At 42.0% G+C, this 25,750-nt stretch carries 13 protein-coding genes; 11 read left to right on the top strand and 2 right to left on the bottom strand.

Going from position 1 to position 25,750, the window contains the following annotated elements:
• Nucleotides 1-220 precede the first annotated feature (220 nt).
• The 7 genes from J0656_RS00095 to J0656_RS00125 all read left to right on the top strand — a co-directional run bounded on the left by J0656_RS00095 (nt 221) and on the right by J0656_RS00125 (nt 14,962).
• Complete coding sequence (locus J0656_RS00095) at nt 221-3,343, top strand: SusC/RagA family TonB-linked outer membrane protein (RefSeq protein ID WP_207030627.1); 3,123 nt, start codon at nt 221-223, stop codon at nt 3,341-3,343.
• An 11-nt stretch (nt 3,344-3,354) separates the two neighbouring features.
• The gene (locus J0656_RS00100; RefSeq protein WP_207030628.1) at nt 3,355-4,932 is read left to right on the top strand and encodes a RagB/SusD family nutrient uptake outer membrane protein; all 1,578 of its coding nucleotides are present in this window, start codon (nt 3,355-3,357) and stop codon (nt 4,930-4,932) included.
• A gap of 334 nt (nt 4,933-5,266) precedes the next feature.
• Entirely contained in the window at nt 5,267-8,614 is a 3,348-nt protein-coding gene (locus tag J0656_RS00105) for a VCBS repeat-containing protein (protein WP_207030629.1), read from the top strand.
• A complete protein-coding gene (locus J0656_RS00110; RefSeq protein ID WP_207030630.1) occupies nt 8,607-11,846 on the top strand; it encodes a VCBS repeat-containing protein in 3,240 nt (1,079 codons plus the stop codon). The genes J0656_RS00105 and J0656_RS00110 overlap by 8 nt, the downstream gene beginning before the upstream one ends.
• A gap of 12 nt (nt 11,847-11,858) precedes the next feature.
• Nucleotides 11,859-13,190: a vanadium-dependent haloperoxidase gene (locus J0656_RS00115; protein ID WP_207030631.1), complete on the top strand. Its 1,332-nt coding sequence runs from the start codon at nt 11,859-11,861 to the stop codon at nt 13,188-13,190.
• Nucleotides 13,191-13,212: 22 nt separating this feature from the next.
• Entirely contained in the window at nt 13,213-14,112 is a 900-nt protein-coding gene (locus J0656_RS00120) for a GyrI-like domain-containing protein (RefSeq protein ID WP_207030632.1), read from the top strand.
• Nucleotides 14,105-14,962, top strand: coding sequence for a YjiK family protein (locus J0656_RS00125; RefSeq protein ID WP_207030633.1), 858 nt, complete (start codon nt 14,105-14,107; stop codon nt 14,960-14,962). Before J0656_RS00120 ends, J0656_RS00125 begins: the two co-directional genes overlap by 8 nt.
• Here J0656_RS00125 and J0656_RS00130 read toward each other — a convergent pair.
• Nucleotides 14,959-18,672, bottom strand: coding sequence for a metallophosphoesterase (locus J0656_RS00130; protein ID WP_207030634.1), 3,714 nt, complete (start codon nt 18,670-18,672; stop codon nt 14,959-14,961). The genes J0656_RS00125 and J0656_RS00130 overlap by 4 nt on opposite strands.
• Before the next feature lie 53 nt (nt 18,673-18,725).
• Here J0656_RS00130 and J0656_RS00135 point away from each other — a divergent pair, with 53 nt between their 5' ends.
• Entirely contained in the window at nt 18,726-19,919 is a 1,194-nt protein-coding gene (locus J0656_RS00135; RefSeq protein WP_207030635.1) for a Pycsar system effector family protein, read from the top strand.
• 1 nt (nt 19,920) lies between these two features.
• Here the strand turns inward: J0656_RS00135 and J0656_RS00140 are convergent, their stop codons facing one another.
• Nucleotides 19,921-22,296 (bottom strand): GAF domain-containing protein, encoded by a 2,376-nt coding sequence (locus J0656_RS00140; protein ID WP_207030636.1) that lies wholly within the window; start codon nt 22,294-22,296, stop codon nt 19,921-19,923.
• 117 nt (nt 22,297-22,413) lie between these two features.
• On the opposite strand from J0656_RS00140, the gene J0656_RS00145 reads away from it, so the two are divergent.
• The 3 genes from J0656_RS00145 (at nt 22,414) to J0656_RS00155 (ending at nt 25,701) form a co-directional block, all read left to right on the top strand.
• Nucleotides 22,414-23,310: a metallophosphoesterase gene (locus tag J0656_RS00145; RefSeq protein ID WP_207030637.1), complete on the top strand. Its 897-nt coding sequence runs from the start codon at nt 22,414-22,416 to the stop codon at nt 23,308-23,310.
• A gap of 2 nt (nt 23,311-23,312) precedes the next feature.
• On the top strand, nt 23,313-24,476 hold the full coding sequence (locus J0656_RS00150; RefSeq protein WP_207030638.1) for a helix-turn-helix domain-containing protein: 1,164 nt from the start codon (nt 23,313-23,315) through the stop codon (nt 24,474-24,476).
• Between the two features lie 91 nt (nt 24,477-24,567).
• Nucleotides 24,568-25,701 (top strand): acyltransferase family protein, encoded by a 1,134-nt coding sequence (locus tag J0656_RS00155; RefSeq protein WP_207030639.1) that lies wholly within the window; start codon nt 24,568-24,570, stop codon nt 25,699-25,701.
• Nucleotides 25,702-25,750 lie beyond the last annotated feature (49 nt).

Consider the following 25,750-nt stretch of genomic DNA (forward strand, 5'->3'; position numbering starts at 1 on the left):
CTATATTAGAGGGATTATTGCTGATTTCGTAATTCCCGCATACTTAATTGGGAATTAAACAAACTTGCAGATTTAAAATTGTGAAATCTACACCCTATAAAGTTGTCAACACGAAAACGGTTTCGTTGAATATTGCAATATACTTAAATTTTGATTAACCTTTTTTTTATATATGTTTAACACTTGAATTAAAATTAACTAAACTTAAAATTAATTATTTATGAAGATTACGCTACTAAGGAGCTTTTTAATGCTCGGAGCATTCCTGTGCTTTGGGTTGGTAAAAGCCCAAACAGTATCAGGTACCGTTTCGGATGCGAACGGACCTTTGCCAGGGGCAAGCGTATTGGTAAAAGGCACTACCAACGGTACGCAGACCGATTTTGACGGTAATTATACCCTTAACAATGTAGATGATGCCGCAACCTTGGTTTTTAGCTACATTGGTTACAAAACTCAAGAAATTGCGGTCAATGGGCAATCTACCATTGATGTTACCTTGGCGGAAGATGCTCAAGCATTGGACGAAGTTGTTATTATTGGTTACGGTCAAACAACCGTAAAGGATGCAACAGGTGCCGTTTCGGCAGTTACTTCGGAAGATTTCAACAAAGGTGTTATTTCTTCCCCAGAACAATTAATCCAAGGTAAAACAGCTGGTGTGCAGATTGCACAAGGTAGTGGTGAACCTGGTTCTGGTGTTGCTATTAGAATTAGGGGTACTTCTTCTGTAAGATCCAACAACAATCCTTTATTTGTAGTTGATGGAGTTCCGTTGCCTTCTGGAGACACTTCATCCGAAGGAACAAACATTGGAGTTGGTTCAAGTTCGGCAAGAAACCCACTTAGCTTCCTTAACCCAAATGATATTGAAAGCATGAGTATCCTTAAGGATGCTTCTGCAACAGCCATTTACGGCTCTAGAGGTGCAAATGGAGTAGTAATAATTACGACTAAAAGTGGAAAAACAGGCGCCAGAGGAGGTACTTGGGAGTATTCTTCTGATTTGAGCTACTCTACGCCAGCAGAAAGTTACGATCTTCTTAACGCTTCCGAATTCCTTGATGCCGTTGACACCTTTGGAGGTTCAGCAATCAATGCCGGTGCAGATACAGATTGGCAGGATTTGGTAACAAGGTCTACCGCTTCAACAAATAACAACTTGGCTTATTCACGTAACTACGGTTCTGGGAATGTTAGGGCCACTTTCAATTACGGAAAACAATTTGGTGTCATTGAGAAATCATCCCAAGAAAGAATCACTGGAAGGTTGAACGCTTCCCAAAGATTTTTGGATGACAAGTTACGCATCAATTTACAGGGTACACTTTCAAGGGTAAACGACGAGGCCCCACCATTGAGTGGTAGTGCCGGTTCTACCGGTGACTTGTTGGGTGCCGCCTATGCAGCAAACCCAACTTGGCCCGCCAATCCAGAATTCAACCCTGGGGATAGGATCAACCCATTGAACCTATTGAACAACTGGCAGAGTATGACATATACTGACCGTGTATTGGTAAACCTTTCTGCTGAATATGACATAACCGATGAATTGACAGGAAAGGTTACTGTAGGTTACGATAAATCAGATTCAAAAAGAGAAGCTTCATTAACATCGGAATCTTTCAACGTTGCGCGTGGTGCCGGCAATAACGGTAGAGGTGCTTTGAACGACTTGATCAATGAAAACCGATTATTGGAAGCCACATTGAACTACACCAAGGAATTTGACAATTCAAACCTGGACGCTTTGGTCGGTTTCTCTTATCAAGATTTTAATAGAAGAGGAAGAAATATAGAAGGGTGGGGATACAGCACTCCTGACCTTAATCAAATGCCAAGAGACCTTTCCAGTTCTGCTTCTACACTTGAATCAATGATTTCAGGAAACTATCAGCAATATGGTTACTCTTTCGATGTACCCAACAATCCCAATGGTCTTTTTGTCAACCGTTTGTTTCCCAATCCAGAAACAGAGTTTTTAGGAGAAACCAGCGGTGTGGCAGTTAGAGCACTGTTTGCTGACACATTCGACAATACGGACGAACTTCAATCTTTCTTCGGAAGGGTAAACTACACCTTGGCCAACAAATATTTGTTCACGGCCACTGTGAGAGCTGATGGTTCTTCCCGTTTTGGTGAAAACAATAAATACGGTATTTTTCCATCTGCAGCCTTTGCTTGGAAAATCAATGAAGAAGATTTCATAGGAGATGCAGTATCTACCCTTAAATTAAGATTGAGCTATGGTATCACAGGTAACCAAGATGGTATCGGATACGGTAGATTCGTAAGAAGAGAAAGATATTCAGGAGGAAGTGTAGGTGACGGTGGCGCTGTAAACGTACCTGGCACCAGTACCGTGGATTTTGCCAATCCCGACCTTAAGTGGGAGGAAACAACTCAATACGGTGTCGGTATTGACTTTGGTTTCGGCAATGACCGCTTAAACGGTAGCGTGGATGTGTATCGTAAAGAAACTAGGGATTTATTGCTTAGCGTTGAAGCTGCACAACCATCCCCTCAACCCTTCTTTTTCCAGAACTTGGACGCAATGGTCTTGAACCAGGGTATAGAATTCTCCCTTAACTATGATATCTTACAAGGTGAGGACTTCTTCTGGACAGCTGGTTTCAATATGGCTTACAACAAAAACGAAATTCAAGATTTTGAAGGAGCCATTCCAGCGGGAACAATTAGAGGTGCCGGTCTTACCAATGCTTTCGCACAACGTTTACAATCTGGACAGCCACTTTACTCGTTCTATTTGAGAGAGTTTACTGGATTTGATGAGAACGGAAACCCTGTTCACGAAGGCGGTACGGATAACCAAAAATTTGTTGGTAAAAGTGCGCTACCCGATTTCACAGGAGGTTTCTCAACTTCAGCAAACTATAAAAACTGGGATGCTTCCCTATATTTCACTGGACAATTTGGGAATTACATTTATAACAACACAGCTAACGCCTTCTTCACAGCAGGTGCCATTGGAAGTGGTAACAACGTTATAAAAGATGTAGTGGCCCTGGCAGGAGAGGAGAGCCGTTTTGCAGAAGCATCCGTATCAACTAGATTCTTGGAGAAGGGTGACTTTGTTAGATTGCAAACAGCTTCCATAGGATACAACGTTCCTCTTTCAGGTGATGGACTATTCAAAACAATGAGGTTGAGCATCACAGGCCAGAACCTATTTGTAATCACCGATTACAGTGGTTTGGACCCTGAAGTAAGTGTTACCCCAGCGTCCGGAGACCTTTTGAACGGACTTCCGATTGCCGGTATCGATTACTCATCATTCCCAAGGCCAAGAACATACACCTTTGGCTTTAGTGTAACTTTTTAAAAAAAATAAGCATGAAACTAGAAACATATAAAAAATTTGTTTTTGCTTCACTCTTAATACTAGGTCTTACCTACTCTTGTACCGATTTGGAAATAGAGGAAACAGACTCGTTGATAAGTGAAGGAACAGGCGACACTGGGTTTGCAGGGGTAACCAACCCTTCCAGTGCGTTAAATGATCTGTACAACAAGGTTGGTGGCGATTTTGCTACTCAAGAGAACATGTACTCGTTGTCTGAAGTAACCTCTGATGAGCTGTTGGTTCCAACAAGAGGAACAGACTGGGGAGATAATGGTGTTTGGAGGCAGTTGCACACCCATACCTGGACTCCTGACCATGCCTTTGTTAAAGGAGCATGGAACAACCTGAACCAGAATATCTTTAGAGCTTCTGAAATCATCGAGACAACAAGTGCTGAAACCAGTACTGTGGCCCAAGCAAAGTTCTTAAGAGCATTCAACATGTTCTTTGTAATGGATCTTTTCGGATCTGTTCCTTTCAGAGGAGTAGATGAAGGTCCAGAAATAAACCCTACGGTACTAACTAGACCTGAGGCCTATAGCTTTATCGAAACAGATTTGACCGAGGCTATAGCTGCTTTGCCATCTGTTGGTCCAGGAGTAGCCAACGTTGGAACAGCCTCTCAAGAAGCGGCTAAGTTCCTATTGGCTAAACTCTACTTGAATGGGCATGTTTACAAAGGAACAGGAACACCAGACAATGCCGATATGCAAAACGTAATTGACTTAGTTGACGAGATCAATGCTAGCGGCTTCGATATTCAGGAAGGTTATTTCCAGATTTTTGAGCCGACCGACGATACTGAAACTATCCTATTTTTGAGAAGTGACCTTGGTGCCAGAATTTGGAACAGTCTGCACTATAATCAAAACTCACCGGACAATACTGGTGGAGGTTGGAACGGTTTCTCAACTTTAGCCGAATTCTACGACTTGTTCGAGGGTGATCCAAACACCAACTACGTGGGCGATGGCCAAGAAGAAAGAAGAGGATTTGTTCCAGATGCCGCTACAGCAAATGACACCAACCTAGGAATAGGGTATGGATTCCTAATCGGACTGCAATATAATGAGGATGGAACGCCACTTACCAACAGACAGGACCAACCTTTGGTTTTCCAAAAAGAATTCCCTTCCCTAGTTGGTAATGGTGAAGCAGAAGGAGTTCGTGTTATCAAGTATCACCCTTACGACCCAACCGATGAAGAAGACGGAGTAAACTCATACAGACAGCACCAAATCATATTCAGATATGCGGACGCACATTTGATGAAAGCAGAAGCTATGATGCGTATGGGTGGAAATCCAACCGTAATGGTAAATGAGCTTAGAAGTTTAAGGGAAGATACACCTGATTTAGCTAGTGTCGATGAACAAACCCTTCTTGACGAAAGAGCTCGTGAATTGTTCATTGAATTCTGGAGAAGAAATGACTTGGTAAGATTTGGTCAGTTTTCTGCACCATGGGGTCTTAAGGAGGTTAGTGGGGATGATAATGTAAATCTATTCCCAATACCGGCAACGGCACTCTTATCCAACCCTAATCTAGTTCAGAATCCAGGTTACTAACATAAAGTTTAAGCTGTTTAATATAAATGCCGTCCTTATCTCAAAGGGCGGCATTGCTTTTTGATTCAAACAGTAAATAATAACAAATAAAAGATTAATGAAGTATTAATGGCCGTCAATAATTTTGAGATAAACACCCAACTTGGTAGATTGGTTGCTTCGCACAGATTATTCAGCACAGATTGTTGACCATGAAGAAACAAGCTGATATCAAAAACGGAAAAAATCTGTGTGGTCGCCAGAAAAATTGAAAAGTAAACATCAAAGGGGAAGAAGAACTTGTAAGGTTATGAATGGTGATATCCCCCATTTTTTGGTTAAAAAAGAACAATAAATGAAACTGAGATATAGCACAGTCAGCCTTCTAATATTAGGCCTTATTATTTCCTGCAACAATACAGAAACACCCAATTCTGAAGAGGAAAAAAAAGAAACCCTGTTCACACTGTTGAAACCAGAGGAAACAGGTGTCGACTTTATCAACAAGGTAGAAAACCAGAAGAATTTCAACATCTTTAAGTACCGTAATTTCTACAATGGCGGAGGTGTTGCCATTGGAGACATCAACAATGATGGACTACAGGACATCTACCTAACTGGCAATATGGAGCCCAATAAGCTTTACCTAAATAAAGGGAACATGAAATTCGAGGATATTTCCGAAAGCGCGGGTGTTCTGGGCAACAAACCTTGGTCTACTGGGGTTGTAATGGTGGACATTAACAACGATGGTCTTTTGGATATTTATGTATGCAACGCAGGAAACATGGAAGGCAATAATCATGACAATGACCTGTACATCAACAATGGTGACCTAACATTTACCGAAAAAGCCGAGGAGTACAATCTTGCCAAAACAGGATTTACCACCCATGCCTCTTTCTTCGATTATGATAAGGATGGAGATTTGGACGCCTACATTCTTAACAACAGCAATATCCCTGTAAGTAGCCTCGGGTATGCAGAACAGCGTGAAGTTCGTGCGCAAGACTGGGAAGGCGTTCCCGACATTTTTAAAGGGGTTGGAGATATGCTATTAAGGAATGATGATGGCAAGTTTGTGGATGTAAGCGAAGAAGCTGGAATTTATGGGAGTTTAATAGGGTTTGGCTTAGGGGTTTTGGTCACTGATTTCAATGGGGACCTGTACCCAGACATCTACGTGTCCAACGATTTTTATGAACGAGATTACCTGTACATCAATCAAAAGGACGGCACTTTTAAAGAAGAAATCAAGGAATGGACATCGCACATGAGCCTTTCCGCGATGGGAATCGATATTGCCGACATCAATAACGATGGTCACAACGATATTTTCATAACGGACATGCTTCCAGAAGAAGAATCCCGGGTCAAGTCCGTAATGGAATTTGAAGGCTACAACGTTTTTAACCTAAAACAGAGCAAAGACTTTAGCCAGCAATATATTCAAAACACTTTGCAGCTCAATAATGGAAATGGCACCTTTTCCGAAGTGGCCTATTATAGTGGCATTGATGCCACGGACTGGAGCTGGGCAGGACTTATGTTCGACATGGACAACGATGGCCTAAAGGACATATTCATAACAAACGGCATCAACCATGATTTGACGGATTTAGATTTTGTGGACTTCTTTGCCAACGAGATCGTACAAAAAATGGCCTTAACAGGGAAAAAGGAGTCAATAGACTCCATTATCAGCAAAATGCCCATCAAACCCCAGCCCAACTACGCTTACAAAAATAATGGCGACATCTCCTTCAAAAATGCCAACAAGGAATGGGGCTTCGAATTGCCATCTCGCTCCAATGGTGCCGCCTATGCAGATTTGGATAATGACGGGGACCTTGACTTGGTCATCAACAATGTGAACACCCCTGCCTTTATATATAGAAACAATACCGAATCGATGTTGGACAACAACTACATCCAACTCAAGTTCAAAGGTCCAAAAAACAACCCTTTTGCTGTAGGAGCACTTGCTAAACTATATTTTGATGGAAACATCGTGAACCAAGAGTTGATCCCTTCAAGGGGCTTTCAATCTTCAATGCAATACGAAATGACGATTGGTTTGGGGAAAACTACACAATTGGACTCTATTAGAATCGTTTGGCCTGATATGCTCACTCAAAAATTGGAAAAAGTAAAAGCCAACCAAATGTTGGCCTTAGACTATGCCAATGCAATCGAAACCTATAAATTACCGAAGAAACAGACCAAAAAATCCCTTTTAACAGAGTTGGATAATAGTTCGACCGGAACCCACAAAGAAGACAATTATAACGATTTTGACTACGAAGGTCTTATCTCCCATAAACTTTCGCAAGAAGGACCATCTTTAGCCGTGGCAGATGTTAACGGTGACGGCAATGAAGATTTCTACCTTGGCGGTGCGAAAGGTCAATCAGGATCCATCTATATACATCAAGGAAACGGAAAAGTTGCTCTCAAAAAAAGTATGATTTTTGAAGAGGACAAAGAATATGAAGACGTCGCTGCAGCCTTTTTTGATGCTGATGGGGATGGCGACATGGATTTGGTAGTGGGCTCTGGCGGAAATGACGTCGCCATGCAGCGAAACTATCGGGCCAGATTATATTTGAACGATGGCAAAGGAAACTTCTCCAAATCAGAAAATGAACTTCCATCAACATTTAAAAATATTTCCACCATTTCGGCTTTTGATTTTGATGAGGATGGAGATGTTGACCTCTTTATAGGCTCTCGAAGTGTGGTAGGCGTTTACGGAGTATCTCCTGACCACCTCCTTTTGGAAAACAATGGAGATGGCACCTTCAACAATGTCACCGAGCGATTGGGCTACGATTTAAAAGACGCAGGAATGGTTACCGACTCCAAATGGGTAGATATTGATGGGGATGGCAAAAAAGACCTTGTAGTAACCGCAGACTGGGATACCCCTAAAGTTTATAAGAATACAGGAAGAAGACTGACCAAAATGACAAGTTCACTAGACAGTCTTTATGGTTGGTGGAACACGGTGGAAACAGCTGATCTGGACGGAGATGGCGACCAAGACCTTATTTTGGGCAACCAAGGTCTCAACCTGCATTACAAACCCACCGAATATGCCCCAATGCGGATGTACATCAACGATTATGACAACAACGGGACCATTGAGCAGATTGTAACCGTGCAAGAAAATGGGGGCGACTACCCAATCCATCAAAAAAGAGAACTTACCGAGCAACTTCCTTTGCTCAAAAAACAGAACCTAAAAGCATCGGACTATGCGCACCGCACTATACATCAACTTTTTCCCAAGGAAGTTATGGACAAATCCATTGTGAAGAAAGCGGAAACCTCAGCATCCGTGATTGCCATAAACGAAGGAAACGGGAAATTCTCTATCAAAAATTTGCCGCCGCGCGTCCAACTGTCATGCGTTTGTGATATTACTTGTACCGATGTTAACCAAGATGGAAATCTGGATTTGATCATGGCGGGGAACAATTACGAGTTTAAACCACAGTTTTCCCGATTGGATGCAAGCCAAGGAAACCTATTGCTAGGAGACGGAAAAATGGGATTCACTTGGCAAGATTACGAAACCAGCGGATTTAAAATCAGGGACGAAGTAAAATATTTGAAACAGTTCAAGGATAAAAACGGTAAAATTTACGTCATTGCTGCCGTAAACAACAACAAACCAAAGATTTTTGCCCTAAATGAATAGGTACCCCATCATATGGTTCATGGCGATGCTGGCCATTTCCTGCAATAAAGGAGGTAGCCTGTTTGAAAATCCCGACCCAAAAGAAACCGGTCTAGATTTCACCAATACCCTTACGTCCACCAAAGACCTGAGTATTTTGGACTACCTGTATTTTTACAACGGCGGTGGTGTATCCATTGGTGATATCAACAACGATGGGCTGCCCGATATTTTCTTTACCGGCAACCAAGTAAAAAACAAGTTGTACCTCAATAAAGGAAACCTGGATTTTGAAGACATCTCAAATACGGCAGGAATCGAGGGAAATAGCGATTGGAACACCGGTGTTACCATGGCCGATGTAAACGGGGACGGATTGCTGGACATCTATGTTTGTGCCGTAGTGGGCATCAATGGCTTTAATGGACACAACGAACTGTACATCAACAATGGCGACAACACTTTTACGGAAAGTGCAGCCAAGTACGGACTCGATTTTGATTCATACAGTTCCAATGCAGCATTTTTTGACTACGATTTGGACGGTGACCTTGATATGTACCTCCTCAACCATGCCGTACACACACAAAATTCCTTCGGGCGTTTTGATCTTCGGTACGACAGACTATATGAAACCGGTGACAAATTGCTCCGAAACGATAATGGAAAATTTACCGACGTAAGCGAAGAGGCCGGTATTTACGGAGGTGTGAACGGTTATGGATTAGGTCTGGCTATCTCGGATTTTAATCAAGATGGATACCCGGATATTTATGTGGGCAACGATTTTCATGAAGATGATTATTACTACCTCAATAATGGGGATGGCACTTTTACCGAAAGTCTGAAAAAATATTTTGGACACACTTCCCGCTTTTCCATGGGTAACGATGTTGCTGATATCAACAATGATGGCAGACCCGATTTACTTTCGTTGGATATGCTACCGGAAGACGAAGTGGCCCTAAAATCTTCGGAAGGCGATGACAATATCCAGACCCAAAAGATGCGGATAGACCGTTTTGGGTACCATTATCAGTTTACACGTAACATGCTTTTTGTAAACCAGCCCGATGGCAACTTTATGGAAACCGCATTGATGAGCGGTATTGCTGCAACCGATTGGAGCTGGAGTGCCCTTTTTGGCGACCTTGATCTAGACGGTCACCAGGACGTGTTTATTTCCAACGGAATACCCAAAAGACCCAACGACCTTGATTTTATCAAATTCGTCTCCAACGACCAGATCAAGAGCAAAATAGACAACACCAAACTTGTAGACCAACAAGCTTTGAATCTAATGCCATCGGGAAGTGTGCACAATTATGTCTTTAAAGGTGGTGAAGACCTTCATTTTCAGGACATGTCCGATGAATGGATTACAAAAGACACCTTGGTTTCCGGAGCAACCGCCATGGGCGACCTCGATGGCGATGGGGACTTGGATTTGGTTACGAACAACATTGACCAGCCCGTGACTTTGTACGTCAATAAAACAAACGAGAAAGGAAAGTATCTCAAGATTAGGTTCAACTATTCCCAAAACAATAAGTTCGGAATTGGAACCAAAGTATATTCCTATGCCAATGGAGGGCTTCAATTCAAGGAATTATTTACTACAAGAGGATTCCAAGCATCCTCGGAACCCATGGTCCACTTTGGATATAAAAATGTCGAAAAGGTAGATTCCATCAAGATAATTTGGCCGGACAAGACCTATCAGGTTTTACAAAATATACCAGTAAATCAAACACTGACCGTAGCGCCTAAAAACACAAGGCCTTTTGACTACAATTCGCTCCGCGAAAGCAAAAAATCCCTGTTCAGTCCAGTAGATAAGAATCTAGGTTTGGATTTTACACATGTTGAGGATAACTATACGGACTTTAATCGTGAAAAATTGATTCCGTATCAAATCTCGGACAGAGGGCCTGCATTCGCTATGGGGGACTTAAATAATGATGGCAAGCAGGATATTTTCATCGGAGGTTCGAAATATGTTTCATCCAAAATTTTTGTACAACAGGATTCCATTTTTGTAAACCAAAACATTGAAAGCCTTCAAAAAGATTCCATCCGAGAAAATATCTCGGCAAGCATAGCTGACTTTAACAATGACGGAAAAAATGACCTCATACTAAGCTCTGGTGGTGGTGACTTTTTTGGAAAGGCTGAACCCTTACTGGACGCCTATTACGTTCAAAAAGACTCGGTTTTCCAAAGCGTTGGATTGCCGGACTCTTATCAAAATTCGTCCGTTGTGGCTCCTTTTGATTTTGATGGTGATGGCGACATGGACGTTTTTATCGGCGGACATACCATTACAGCCAAGTTTGGAGCTCTCGCCAATTCCCGCCTATTGGAAAATGAAAATGGCATTTTTATAATAAATAAAGATTTTGAAAAATTTTCCGAGGGCATGGTAACCGACGCCATTTGGAGCGATTTTGATGGCGATGGCATCACCGACCTAATTTTGGTCGGGGAATGGATGTCGCCCAGGTTCATAAAATATGAAAATGGCAATTTTACCGAAGTTGAGCTTGTAACCATTCCCGGACTCTGGCAGGCCATTGAGGCTTTTGATATTGATGGTGATGGAGATATGGACTATCTACTAGGAAACTGGGGGACCAATTCAAGGTTCAAAGCTTCTGAAGGGCATCCCATGAAGCTATACTTTAACGATTTTGATGATAATGGTCAAACGGAAACGGTAACGGCCATGGAAAAAAACGGAAAATACTATCCCTTGGAAACTCTGGACGGTTTGGCATCACAGTTGGTGTACCTAAAAAAGAAATATACCACCTACAAATCCTTTGCTGGCGACACGATGGAAGAAATTTTTGGGGAAGATGTCCTGAAATCGTCTACCCAACTACAAGTAAACACATTAAAATCCGGTTATTTACGGAATGACGGTGGTAGCTTTGTTTTTGTTCCATTTAAAAATGAGCTTCAGGTGTCCCCTATCCTTTCATTTGCTGTAGCTGATTTTACCGGCGATGGAAATACCGAAGTGCTGCTAGCAGGTAATTATTTTGGCATGAAACCTTATCATGGCAGACTGGATTCATTTCCGGGAGCCCTCATCAAAAGCGACGGCAGCATTATATTGGGCAACCAATTGGGATTGGATTTCACCAAAAAATCAATCAGGCACTTAAAAACAATTACAATCGACCATAAAAAATATTTGTTAGCTATATTCAATAACGATAAAGCACAAGTTTATAAAATCAATGATTAATCTCTCAAGGCCATGAAGAAAAGAATAAGTTTGATCGTAGCAGTAGTATTGGTTTTGGCATCATGCCAAAAAAAAGAGGAACCTGTTGAAGTTTCTCCTGAGGAGTTCCATGCGTCTGTGGACAAGGTAATCGAAATAATGATCCACGATATATTCTCGCCCCCTGTTGCCAGTAGAATATTTGCCTACTCCAACATTGCAGCATATGAAATTATAGCCAAGAAAGACGATAATTATAAATCCTTGGCGGGGCAGGTAACGGATTTGGAAAATATTCCAGACCCCACCAATAGTGAGAACATCAATTACGAGATGGCCGCCCTTATTGCCCATATGGATATTAGCAAGAGGCTTATCTTTTCCGAAGAAAGAATGGAAAGCTTTAGGGACAGCCTATATACCACATGGAAGGAAAAGAACGAGACCGTTTTTAATGCCAGTAAGGAATACGGACTCGAAGTAGCCAATTTTGTGGGAGACTGGATGAACAAGGACAATTATAAGGAAACGCGCACCATGCCCAAGTTCTCCGTAGATTCGAACGACCCTTCTCGCTGGCAGCCCACCCCCCCGGCCTATATGAACGGGATTGAACCACATTGGATGAAAATACGCCCCTTCGCTATTGATTCCGCCCAGCAGTTCAAGCCTGTTCCTCCACCGGAATTTTCTATGGAAAAAGACTCCAAGTTTTACCAAGAGGTCATGGAAGTATACGAGGTTAGAAAAAGTATGGTGGGCAAAGGTGATAAATCCGACGAGATTGCAATTGCACAGTTTTGGGATTGTAATCCTTATGTCTCCGTGACCAGAGGACACTTAATGTTCGCCACCAAGAAGATTACCCCAGGGGCGCATTGGATCGGCATCACTAAAATTGCTGCAAGAAAAACTAATGCCGATTTTGCAAAAACAGTATACGCTTACACCAAGACCTCCATTGCCATAGCAGACGGATTCATTAGCTGTTGGGACGAAAAGTACAGAAGCAACCTTATACGTCCGGAAACCGTAATCAACGAATACATTGATGACAGCTGGGAACCTGTATTGCAAACACCTCCGTTCCCTGAGTATACCAGCGGACATAGTGTGGTATCAGGGGCAGCAGCCATAGCATTGACCGATATATTTGGTGATGACTTTGCCTTTGATGATGACACTGAAGTGGCATACGGCCTACCTGTACGTTCCTTTACGTCCTTTAACCAAGCTTCGGATGAGGCTGCACTGAGCCGCATGTATGGCGGAATCCATTATCGTGCTGCCATTGAGGTCGGAATTAAACAAGGGCGGGACCTGGGAAAATTTATCGTGGACAAATTGGATATGACAAAAGGCTAATCCGTATTTTTGCTCCTTAGTTATGAGGAAGATTATTTCTATAATCCTTGCCCTAGTGGTAGGAGTAATTTTGTGGTACCTGTTCTTAAAACCTCAAGATTATCAGGTCAATTTTAAGGCCAAGGCAATTCCTGGGACCATATACGAAACCGTAAAAGCATGGAACAAGGGCTTTGATTCCATAATCCCTCTGGATTACAATAGTCCAAGTCATTTTAAGCAGACCATTTTTGTTAATGACTCGGTACACGTATACAATTGGGAAATAACCCGGGTGCACGATTCCCTAAGTGAAGTTCAGGTGAACATCAAAGATTTATCCCATTCCCTTGGCAATCGTTTATCAATCCCCTTTTCGGATACAGATTTTGAAAAAGGCTCCAGAAAGCTATTGTTGGATTTCAACACTTTATTGAATGAGCATATAAAGGGTTTTAAAGTGTCCATTGAAAAGGAAGAAGAAACGTTTTCATCATTTTGTGCCTGTGTCAAACTACATACTTCTCCTGAAGACAAAGCAAAAGGCATGATGGCGAACTATAACTTTTTGGACGGTATTCTTGCAGATAACGAAGTACAGCTGAACGGTCCTCCATTTGTGGAGGTTTTGGATTGGGACTTAGAAAACAACCTACTTACATATAACTTTTGCAATCCCATTGTAAGGTCGGAAAAACTTCCGGACCACCCAGATATCGAGTATAAGCGAATGTTCAGCAAAAATGCCCTTAAGGCGGTTTACCATGGTAACTATATCACCTCGGACCGTGCTTGGTATGCTTTGCTTGATTATGCCAAAGAGAACAACATTTCCATAGAGGAAAAACCGATTGAAGTTTTTCATAACAATCCCCACATTGGCGGTAATGAGCTTGAATGGACAACCGAGGTGTTTATGCCCATAAAGGAATCCAATGAATAAACTTGTCCTTATTTTTTTAGTAATGGCAGTAAGTGCCTGTGCTCAACAAACCTATTTAGGTGAATTGGACAAACTTGGAAAATTCCCTTCCAAGCTCAAAGAAGTTTCTGGTTTGGAGGTGACCGAAGATGGCAAGATATGGGTTATTGAGGATAGTGGAAACAAGGATAAAATTTATAGGGTCGATGCAGAGGGTGATATTAAGGAATCACTGAAAATTGATCACGCTAAGAACATAGATTGGGAAGATTTGACCATGGATACCGAAGGTAACCTCTATATTGGAGATTTTGGGAACAATAGGAATGCTCGGGAAGATTTGGTCATTTATAAGGTTACCAAAGATGAAATGGGGAGAAAAGAGCCCAATGCGGATAAGATTGAGTTCTCCTATCCTCAGCAAACCAATTTCCCACCAGAGAAGGACAGCCTTTATTTTGATACAGAAGGCTTTTTCCACCTAAACGATTACCTCTACATTTTTACCAAAAACCGTACGCGACCATATACGGGCAAAACCCTGATCTATCGTGTACCGGACAGGGAAGGACAATACGAAGCTGAATTCTTGGGTTCCCTGTTCCTATGTAACGACCAGGATCATTGTTCGGTGACCAGTGCCGATATTTCTCCCGATGAAAAAACCATTGCGCTGTTGAGCTATGGATATATTTTTCTACTGACGGATTTCACCGCTCCTGATTTCACAAAATCATCCATTAAGATAATTGACCTACAAACCGACACCCAGATTGAATCAGTGTGCTTTTATGATGATAAAACCCTCTTGGTCGCCGATGAGGAAAACAAACACGGGGGTAGAAAGCTTTATGAGTTGAAATTGGATTAAAACCCAAATCCGATCCCAAAAGCAAAACGTAGCCCATCCACACTGTTGAAAAGCCCAAAGTTGGCCGTAAGCACATCCACTCCATTTAAGAAGAATCCGCCTCCGTACGAATTGTGCCATTTGTCCGATTCTTCACCGGGATACCAAACGCGGCCATAGTCAAATCCTCCATAAATTCCTGGTGTTATTGGCATCAGGCCGGTCTTCATACTCCTAAAGCTATACCTAAGGTCGGTATTTTGAAAATAGGCTGTTTTGCCGGAAAATCTTTGGAAACGGAATCCTCGCAACCCATTGTTTCCACCAATACTGGCAGCTTGGTAAAATTCGTAGCCATCCCCGATGATAAAATGTCCCTTGAACTTGGTAGCGAGCACTAACATGCCATCTGCGGTAAGCTTGTGATCTAAGGAAAATGATGGAACCACATATCCGAACGACCTTGAGGAATCATCCAAATTGGTCTTGAAACCACCTTCGAGGGCAAATGCCATTCCCAAAGTTGGAAAGGCCTCGTTATCGGTATTGGAATAACTGTATTCCCCATCGACCCCAAAAAAGCTCAAATGGTTTTCCTCTCCATTTTCCAAATAAAACTCATTAATGAACCTATCCTCGGTTTCCTCAATTTCAATATTCTCATAGGCCACACCCAAACGCGCCTTGGAACCAAAGAAACCACGCCACACCAATGACGGGGCAAATCTCAAGGTTCGGATACGGACCCGGTTATAATCCAACTCCAAGGGTTCTTCATCATCATTATTGACCGTCTCGTTGCCAAAACCAAAAAAGTTTTGGGTAAAATTAGGACTGGTGAACCTCGCATGCAGCTCCAAATTCACCTTGTTGAAAATATGTGCAAATTCTCCGCGATAGCCCAAATCAAAACCATCCGTGGCAAAATAATAGGCAGCACTTACCGTGTGTTGCTGTGTAAATGGATTTTTTCTGAAACCGTTAAAAGTATAAGTGTTGGCCAAACCTATCCTGACACCATCATCTGGATTGAATCCTACAGTGGGCAACGTTTGATTGTTACTGCCCTTTATGTTCAGAAAGTCATACGTATTGGTATCATAATCATTAACCAATTTTACTTTACCGCCGTAGGCTTCTTCCAAAGTGTTTTTCTTTGATTTAAAATCATAGATCAGAAGCTTTCTGGAATCTTCCGAGACTTTATAAACGTCATTGTTTTGACCTCCAGCGATACGCACTTTTATTTTTGATGTTCCCGTGTTGGCCTCAAAGACATCTCCATCATCAAGTCCATAAATCCATATTTCTTTGGTAAAATCGGGACTATACACCTTATTGAAGAACAGATCCGTATACTCCCCTTCTTTGATTCGGTACGCCCTCACCTCAACATCACCATTGGGAAGGGAAGTAATATTGAAATAATCATCTTTATCCGTGCCCGTAATTACACTATATTTGTTCAAAACGGCATAGTACTCACGTGCCGTTTCCACCAAGTTTTCTTTTCGGGCCAAAAGTATGTTTTTGATTTCGGTCAAGGTTTCGTCCCTTACCTCTTCGGGAAAAGCCAAAAAAGCCTCGTCGATTATTTCACCTGTCAGGTTTTGTTGAATAAACTTGGCCTGCTCTACCCACATTTTCATATCGGTTTCTGTAAGCAAGGCCATATCCAAGGCAAAGGTTCGGGGTGAAGATGTCAACCCTTTCACGCTTCTAACCTCTTCATGGAATCCTTCAAAAATACGGAGCGCCGGAACTGCCCTGGATCCAAAGTTCATAATAATACCATCTCCCCAGCGGGAAAACACCTGATCCCTATCCCGGGCAATAGGTTTGTATACCTTGTTTCCGTCTTCGGTTTTAAATTCTGCCCAACGCCATTGGTCCACATGCCTGTCCCAATCCCCGATCAAAATATCGAACAATCTGGCCTTTACATACTCCTTTTGATCAATACTGTACTCCTCATCTTCCCGGAGCTTGTCCATAAGATCGTAGGTACTTTCTATTTTCTTGGTGTATCCGAAGCTTTCCAGATTATCGTGGTCATCGGAAACATGTTCCTCGATCATGTACAGGCCATCACCGAACTCCTTGTTGTAATCGCCCAAAACAGATTGCTTTGGCACATAGTACAGTTTAGGGTTCGTATGGTACATTCCAAGCGCGTCCGATAGTCTATCAATGGTAAATGGCGCATATGGATGCGCACCTGTATATAGATCCAACAACAATTTTTCGGGGTATGTGTCTTCGAACTTTCCAATGACGTATTGATCTTGAAAAGCTATGGCCTGGAGGTATCGCTCAGCACTTTTTCGCAAGCCCCTCATTACATACTCCCTACCATCTTTATCGGCCAATCGCAATGAGTTGGATTGATTCCCGCCTCCTTTTCGAACAACGGTCAACCCTCCAAAGAGGGTATCCAACCGAACGGTGGGTGCCTTTACTTTGGTCCCATAGTACTTCCTATACCTTTCGCCCCATAGCAATTTGTGAAACCCACTCTTCTCGATCTCTTCAGGTTCGTATACGGACGCCATTTTATACGGAGGAAAATCCTCGGCCAGCCCTAGCTTTTCAGTGGATCTATCGGGAGGTAGCACTTCAGTTTGATATAGCAGTACAGTTGCATTGGCATCGGCACTATAAAACTCGACTTGAGACGAGCCATCCGTATACACCCTTAAAATTGCATAGCCAGTTTTACCTGTTGAAAATTTACTGCCGTTCAGCAGTCGGGTGGTGCCTGTTTTGGCTCCAGCACCACTTACAATCTGAGGTTTCCCATACTCCTCGATATACTGAAGCGTATGCTCGTGACCGGACGCAAATATGATCTTATCGGAATATTGGGAAAGGGTCACAACTCTTTGCTTAAGCTCGTTATACTTTCTGTTGGATATATCTTCCGAAGTGGCTCCTGAAGTTTTTCGAAGCAGATTAATGGCAGACCCCAAAATAGGCAATGGCACTTTTCCTCCGCTGGGATATATTCCTTGCCTAAATGAAAATTGACCGCCGTGCGAACCGTAGGTAAACATAGGATGGTGCATGGCCAAAATGATGGTCTTATCCCTGTTTTTTTTGATTATACTCTCCAGTTCCTCAAAAAAACGGTTTCTGCTCTTTATTTCGCAATCATCATTTATAGTTGGGTGCTTGTCCCAATTTACAATGTACCACTCTGTATCAATGGCGACGAGCAGGACCTTGTCATTGATCTCTATCTCCTCGATGGGGCATCCGTTCTCTGGCTGAAAAGCATCATTATCATCCAGTGCATCCTCCACATATTCTTCTTCACGTTTTAGGCCTTTGAGCCCCTCGGTATACCAATCATGGTTTCCGGGGATAAAGAGCTTTTTGCCCTTGTAGTTGTCCAAAGTGCTCAATTGGGCATCCAAATGGTTCTTGGCTTCCAAATAGGCAATGGTGGAATCCTTTTTATCGGGCAGGCCAGCAGGATAAATATTATCTCCCAAAAAGATTGCGGTACTATTGGCATCGGCCTGATCTAAAACTTTTTTAAACGCTTTTAGAGTAGGATTCACATCGCCCAATGGAGATTTCCCGGCATCGCCGATCAGATAAAATGTGTGTTCTACCTCTTTTTCGATGCGAACATTGTATGCGGAAAAAGGCTCCGCATATTTGGTCTCATAGGTAGCGCAACCCATTGCCAAGACCCACAAGAAGAGAATAAAGTAATGTTTCTTCATATACACGAGGTTGATTCCAAAATTTTGTAATTTGGATGCTCTAATCTGGAACTATGTCGGAAATCGTTGAAAAAACTGAACACTTTGTTTCTGAACTACTAACAAAAGAACTAGATGCAAGGTTCTTGTACCACAACTTGCGACATACCCAAAGAGTAGTCAAAAGTACTAAAGAATTGCTCAACTATTATAACCTGAGCGAAGTTGACAACGAAAGGTTAATGCTAGCTGCATGGCTTCACGATACGGGGCACACCAAAGGTTGGGAAAACCATGAGGAAAACAGTTGTGAGATTGCCAGGGATTTTCTCCAAAAGAATGACTATGACCCGGAAGGAATCGAACAGGTTTGTTCCTTGATCATGGTCACCAAAATGTGCAACGAGCCCTCCAATTTGATGGAAGGAATCATCAGGGATGCCGACATATCCCATTTTGCCAAAAAAAGCTATTGGGAGACTACGGATTTCTTAAAGGAAGAACTTAAGGCATTGGGAGTCGCCGATTATTCGAACAAGGAATGGCGGGACAAAAACATTAAAATGTTCCGCACCAAACATAATTTCTTCACTGACTATGCCAAGGAAAATTGGGAAGAAGGTAAACAACAGAACCTAAAAAAATTGTTGAAAGAAAAGAAAGAAGAAAAAAAGATTGCCAAAAAAGAGGCACTAAAGGCCAAGTACAAGAATGAGAGTCCCGATAGAAGCGTTCAAACCCTCTACCGGGTCACGCTAAAAAATCACTTGAAGTTGAGCGATATTGCCGATACCAAAGCAAACATATTACTGTCGGTCAACGCTATAATAATTTCGTTGGTGCTCGCCAATTTATTGACCAAGTTGGACAATCCATCCAACACCTATATGATCTATCCTACCTTGATTTTGATCATGTTCAGTATTGTTTCCATGGTGCTTTCCGTATTGGCCACCAGACCCAATGTTACGAGCGGCAAATTCACCAAGGAAGATGTGGAAGAAAGAAAGGTCAATCTTTTGTTTTTTGGAAACTTTCATAAAATGGAGCTTTCTGAATACGAATGGGCCTTAAAAGAGTTGGTAAAGGATAAGGATTATGTATACTCTTCCTTGACCAAAGACCTGTATTACTTGGGCATTGTCCTTAACAAAAAGTATAAAATACTGCGGATTACCTATAACATTTTTATGTTGGGCATGATTCTTTCGGTAATCTCTTTTATAATTGCCTTTAGGTATTTTGGCCCGGAAAGGTTGATTTTCTAACCTAAGCGTTCAGTTCTTCCATTAAATCATCGTAAGTATAGGTGCGCTCCGATTTTTTGTCCTTTTGATAAAGAATCTCTGCCCGTATTGCCTTTAATCCAGATACACCTTGGACACCTTCGAGCTCCACGATTTCAATATTGTTGGTAAAATAACCTTTCGCCTTCAGAAAGCTGATATATCGCAAATATTCCCTTTCATCTTTACGCTGGGAATACACAATGGCCAATTTGCCCTTTTGTGTCAAACGCTCATTGGTTCCCTTAATGAACGATTTATCGATACGTTTTTTTATGACTTCGTACCTGGCATTGTAGGTGCCGTCCACATCAAACCGTTTTTCGTCCATCCTAAAACGAATGGCCAAGGAGGTGCTGTAGACCAATACCAATGAGGCCACATCCAGTTTTACCGGCAAATGTGGTTTTAGACTATAGTACTTGTTTTCCATTTCGCACATTACCTGTAACTGCCACAACCTAAGATTGCTCAGGAAAAGTTCGTTGAACTCCCTATCCTTGGCAATGGAGCTGCCTATGTAGATATTATGCTCAACACCATCGGTCTTGTAGCGTTCAAAATAATGTGGGAACATGGCCTGGGCCTCCTCCTGTCTCTTGTCCAAAAGAGCGGCCAGTTTCATATTGGCCTCCATTACACTGTTATCGTAATTTCTACGATGGTCGTAATAGCTTTCGGTGGATTTGTCTATCTTCTCATTATATTTTTCGAGCAAGGCTGCAATTTCTTTGTCCTCCTTTTGAAGATGATCAAAAACAGGGTCTACTTCCTCCTGTACAAAATCAAAAACAGCTTGTTCCGTATGGGTAAACAAGGCCTCCTTCACTTCGTTGAGATAGTTGTTCACCCTGAACATCAATTCCTCATAAATGGGAAGCTTATATTTTTTGAAGGCCACTTCCAAAATATCGTTGATTTCGGAAAGTTGTATCATCAAATCCCTTTGAATGGCCAGATTTCGTTGCTGTGAAGAGTCTTTGATGTCTATTTGCCCGTACAATGGATATACGTCCTTGAAAACAACTTCTTTGAACACGGCTTCGTTCCCTGAAAGTTCGTCTGCCATAAAACGCTTGGCCTCTTCCTGGAACTTCCAATAAACGGATGGGTGTACAGAGGTACATTCGTGTTGGATCACGGCATCGATCAGGTTTTCTTCCTCCTCGATAGTTCGCATAACCGCTGCAACAATGTATGGCATTACATCGTTCAGCTTGTTTGCGTTCACACTGTTCAGCTCGTTCACCTTGCCAGAGACAAGCTCCAACACCCCCAATAAGTTCCCGTTCACGGCAATCGGCGCCAAAATGGCACTCTTTATACCCTGTTCCATCAAACTTTTATAGGGCTCCACATCTCTATCAGATCCTTCAAAGTATTTTTCGACATTGGATATGGCAAAGTACTTGTTCTCCTTGAACAACTTTCCATGGGTATAGTCACAGAATGTGGAGTCGCATTCCTCCATATCCTTGCCATTTAGGATATAGCTCTCCATCCCCTTGCCATAAATCTTAAAGAAACGATTGGCCCCGGCATCATACCCGGAAAATCCGACCTTAATATCCTTTAGGTTAAAGAATGACCTGAAGGTTTCCTCAAAACTTTCCATAAAGGTCTCGTTGCCCCGTTGCGCACGTCCAATCAATGTTGATTTGATCTCCGAAACGGAATGTTCCGTAGTTACATCGAACATATTGGCAATAACAAAGCCTTTGGCTATAAAACTGTTTGGCGGAATTTTATCCTTCCAGATGTCGAGGTTATAGAAGTTATCCAACAACTCGTCCACATCATCCTGCGTAAGCTCCTTTGCTTTTTCTGTTGGAATGATTTCCATAAAATCCGCATTGTACAAGATTCTATACCTGCGCATTACCCCATTGAGGTCTGGAATGTCGTAAAAAAACGGCCGTTTAATATCCAGATTATACCCGTAATAAAATTTTAGAATCACCGTACACCGCATGATGTACCCAAATTCCATGGGTATGTTCATAATCTCCAAATCAAAATCCTCTCCTGCATCTTTTAGAATCTGACGAAAGCGTTCCGAGGAATTGAACACCAAATTTTCAAAAGGTGTAGATGCCGTTTTGATCTCGTTCTTCGTCAAAATGGGGGAAAAGGAATCTTCCAAAATCACTCGAATCACATCCTTGTGTTTTTCCAACAAGGACAAATCGGTGAAGCCTTCCCTCAACACTGGGTAGGGTGCCTGTGTATCCAGTACATATTTTGCCCGGTCCACTTCATGAGCGTTTTCGCTGTTCAGCAATTCGTCGTAATGCTCCAATAACTTATTGAAGCTTACCAACTGAACCAGTGGGCTTTCTGAATTGAGGTCTTGATTCATACCAGCGTTAGTCGAGGTTTAGTCCACAAAGTTACAAAAAGTAAAAATGCGACTCCATTATTGGATATCTTTATGGACAAATCGTCAATTTTAAGGATATTTAGCAAAAACTTTTTCATGTCCTCCTCAACCCGTTTAGACAGAGCATATCGGAACGCCATCACGATTCCGTTCAACGAGGATTCAAAATTCATCTTCTTTAGTGATTGCCATCGTGGAGACAACAGTTTTGCCGACGATTTTGCGAACAACCGTAATATTTATTTTCATGCCCTCAACCATTATTATAGGGAAGGTTTCCACTATATAGAACTTGGTGATGGCGATGAGCTATGGGAGAACATTAGTTTTGATGCTATTTTTGAGGCGCATAAAAACGTATATCAACTTTTGCGAAGGTTTCATTTGGAAAAGCGGCTCCATATGCTCTGGGGCAACCACGACATGGTATACCGAGACCCGGATTACGTCAACAAACATCTTTCGCATTATTTTGAACCCATCGATGGGTCCGATAAAGAACTTTTTGAAGGAATCACCTATCATGAAGCACTTATTTTAAAACATACCAAAACGGGTCAGGAACTTTTTTGTGTTCACGGCCATCAGGCCGATTGGTGGAATTATGTGTGCTGGCGAATTGGTAGGTTCTTAGTGCGTATCTTATGGAAACCCCTACAGGTAGTGGGCATAGCGGACCCCACCAGTCCGGCCAAAAACTATAAGGAACTTATCCGTATCGAAAAGCGGATCAAACGTTGGATACTCAAAAAAGACTTGCTGGTCACTTTAGCAGGACATACGCATAGACCCCGATTTCCAGAGCCGGGTCAAATTCCCTTTTTTAACGATGGTAGCTGTGTTCACCCAAGAAGTATTACGGGCATCGAAATCGTGGACGGCAAAATATCCCTGATCAAATGGTACATTGACACCAAACCCGATGGAACGCTGCAAATTGTAAGGGTCCTTTTGGAAGGCCCACAAAAATTAACAGATTACCAGAAGGCGTAAAAATGGATAAGGTACAATACATTCTGGACCAAATCCCTATTCGGCACGACCTCTCGTCCCATATTATGCTATTGGGCATCGTCCAAGGTTTTTTTCTGGCATTTGTCATTTTTTTGAGGGGCAAGCGAAAATCTGCCATCAATCTCCTCGGATGGTCACTTTTAATACAGTGTTTGGTCTTTTTGGATGTTTATCTATGCTATACCGGGCTCATCAAATACGTTATCCATTTTAACGATTCCACTGAGTTTCTGGTGCTGCTGATCATGCCCACGATGTACTTTTTTTTGTACACCTTATTGGAACGGGAACACTTTACTTTTAAAAAACACTGGCCCCATTTTGTGCTTCCAGTGCTATACGCCATTTCCCAGTTCAATTATTATACAAGTCCTATTGAGGTAAAAATCAATGCGTATCTAGGGGCATATTACCGGAATATGGAATTTTTGGATGTACCACAGACCATGGACTACTCTTATCATTTAATAAAAGACAAGTTTAGATGGTTGGTGCTGTTCAATTTTGCACTTTACTTTTTCCTATCACTAAAATTGGTGCTCAAAAACCGAAAAAAAGGTTGGAAAGCTCCCAAGAATGTAAAAGTGGACAAATACATCTTTTCAAGGAACACTGTGGTCATATTTCTATTGCTCATGATCACCCTTCTTTTAATTTATCTCAACTATGATGATGATGGTGGAGATCATATCATTGGCATGGTACAGACCATCACCATATTCATCACCTCATTTTTTGTCCTTTCCGAATCACGCTTTTTCGAAAATTCATGGATTGCGGACAAATATGAAACCCTCTCGGCAAATTCCATTGATTTTAAAACGCTGGACGAATCCGTATCAGGTTCCAACGAATTCATCAAGCCGGACATCAACCTAAAAAAAGTGGCCGAACAATTGGGTACCAATAGCAATACCGTTTCCAAGCTCATAAATTCTGAAACCGGCACCAATTTCAACGACTACATCAACCAAAAAAGAATTGTGTTGGCGCAAAAAAGGTTGCTGGATGATGAGTTCAAACAACTCACTGTTGAAGCCATTGGCGAATCGGTCGGGTTTAGGTCCAAATCGGCATTTTACAATGCCTTTAAAAAACATACCGGTCAGTCTCCATCTTCATTTATGAAGCAAAACAAGGAGTAATTTCTCCACAATTGCAATTCAGGACGTTTCCCCAACCAAAAAACATAAGCTGATCCCCCTTCTTTTTCACCTTTGGGAAAAATTTTAAAAAATGAATGATACCATTAGGCGTTACGATTTGGATTGGCTACGTGTAATTGTGTTTACATTGCTCATATTTTACCACGTAGGAATGTTTTTTGTTCCTTGGGGATGGCATGTAAAAAACAACGAAATATACGACTGGCTCCGTTGGCCCATGATGTTCCTCAACCAATGGCGACTGCCTATACTTTTTGTGATATCTGGAATGGGGACCTACTACGCCCTGGGCAAAAGAAGTATGGGAAAATTCATGTGGGAACGTTTCCTTCGTTTGGGAATTCCATTGATTGTCGGGATGATTCTCATTGTTCCGCCACAGGTATATTTTGAGCGTTTGGCAGAAGGAACCTTCTCGGGCTCGTACTGGGAATATTTTACCACCATAGCTTTTGATGGCGTCTACCCGGAAGGCAATCTTAGCTGGCACCACCTGTGGTTTTTACCCTACCTCTTGGTCTTTTCTTGGATCTTGGCCCCGTTGTTCGTCTATTTGAGAAGGCGCCAAACCCTTTTTATTGGATGGGTCAAACGATTGATTCAAAAAACCTGGGGAATCTATGCCTTTGTGATGCCGCTCTACTTTGTAGAATCACTGGTGGAACCCTTTTTCCCGGTCACTCATGCCTTGGTCGATGATTGGTTCAATTTTATATTCAGCATCATCCTGTTCTTTTATGGCTTCATTTTGATAGCAACAGGAGATGTTTTTTGGCAAGCACTGACAAAAGTAAAATCCAAGGCTATAATTCTGGGGATAATAGGATTTGCTTCCCAAGCTTTTATATGGCTGTTTTTGGAAGATGGCTACGTTGTCCATTTTACCGAAGCATTTTTAAAAGTAGTGAATATCTGGTCATGGATATTGGTATTGTTTGCCTACGCCTCAGAATACCTCAACAAGCCAAGCAAGGGATTGGCCTACTCCAATAGAGCAGTTTACCCATTTTATATTTTGCACCAGACCGTCACCGTTGCCATCGCCTATTATTTGATGGATTTGAGTTGGGGCCTTTTCCCAAAAGCACTCGTTCTGGTCGTGGGCACATTTGGAATCAGTTGGTTGATCTATGATTTGATTATTTTACGGATTCCGATACTGCATCCGCTCTTTGGACTTAAAGCAAAAAAGAAAAATATGTAGGTTAACGATTTAACGTCAATTTATAATGTTGATGGCAAGGTATTTGCTA

It is taken from the genome of Flagellimonas aurea, from assembly GCF_017313785.1.
Lineage (GTDB): Bacteria > Bacteroidota > Bacteroidia > Flavobacteriales > Flavobacteriaceae > Flagellimonas > Flagellimonas aurea.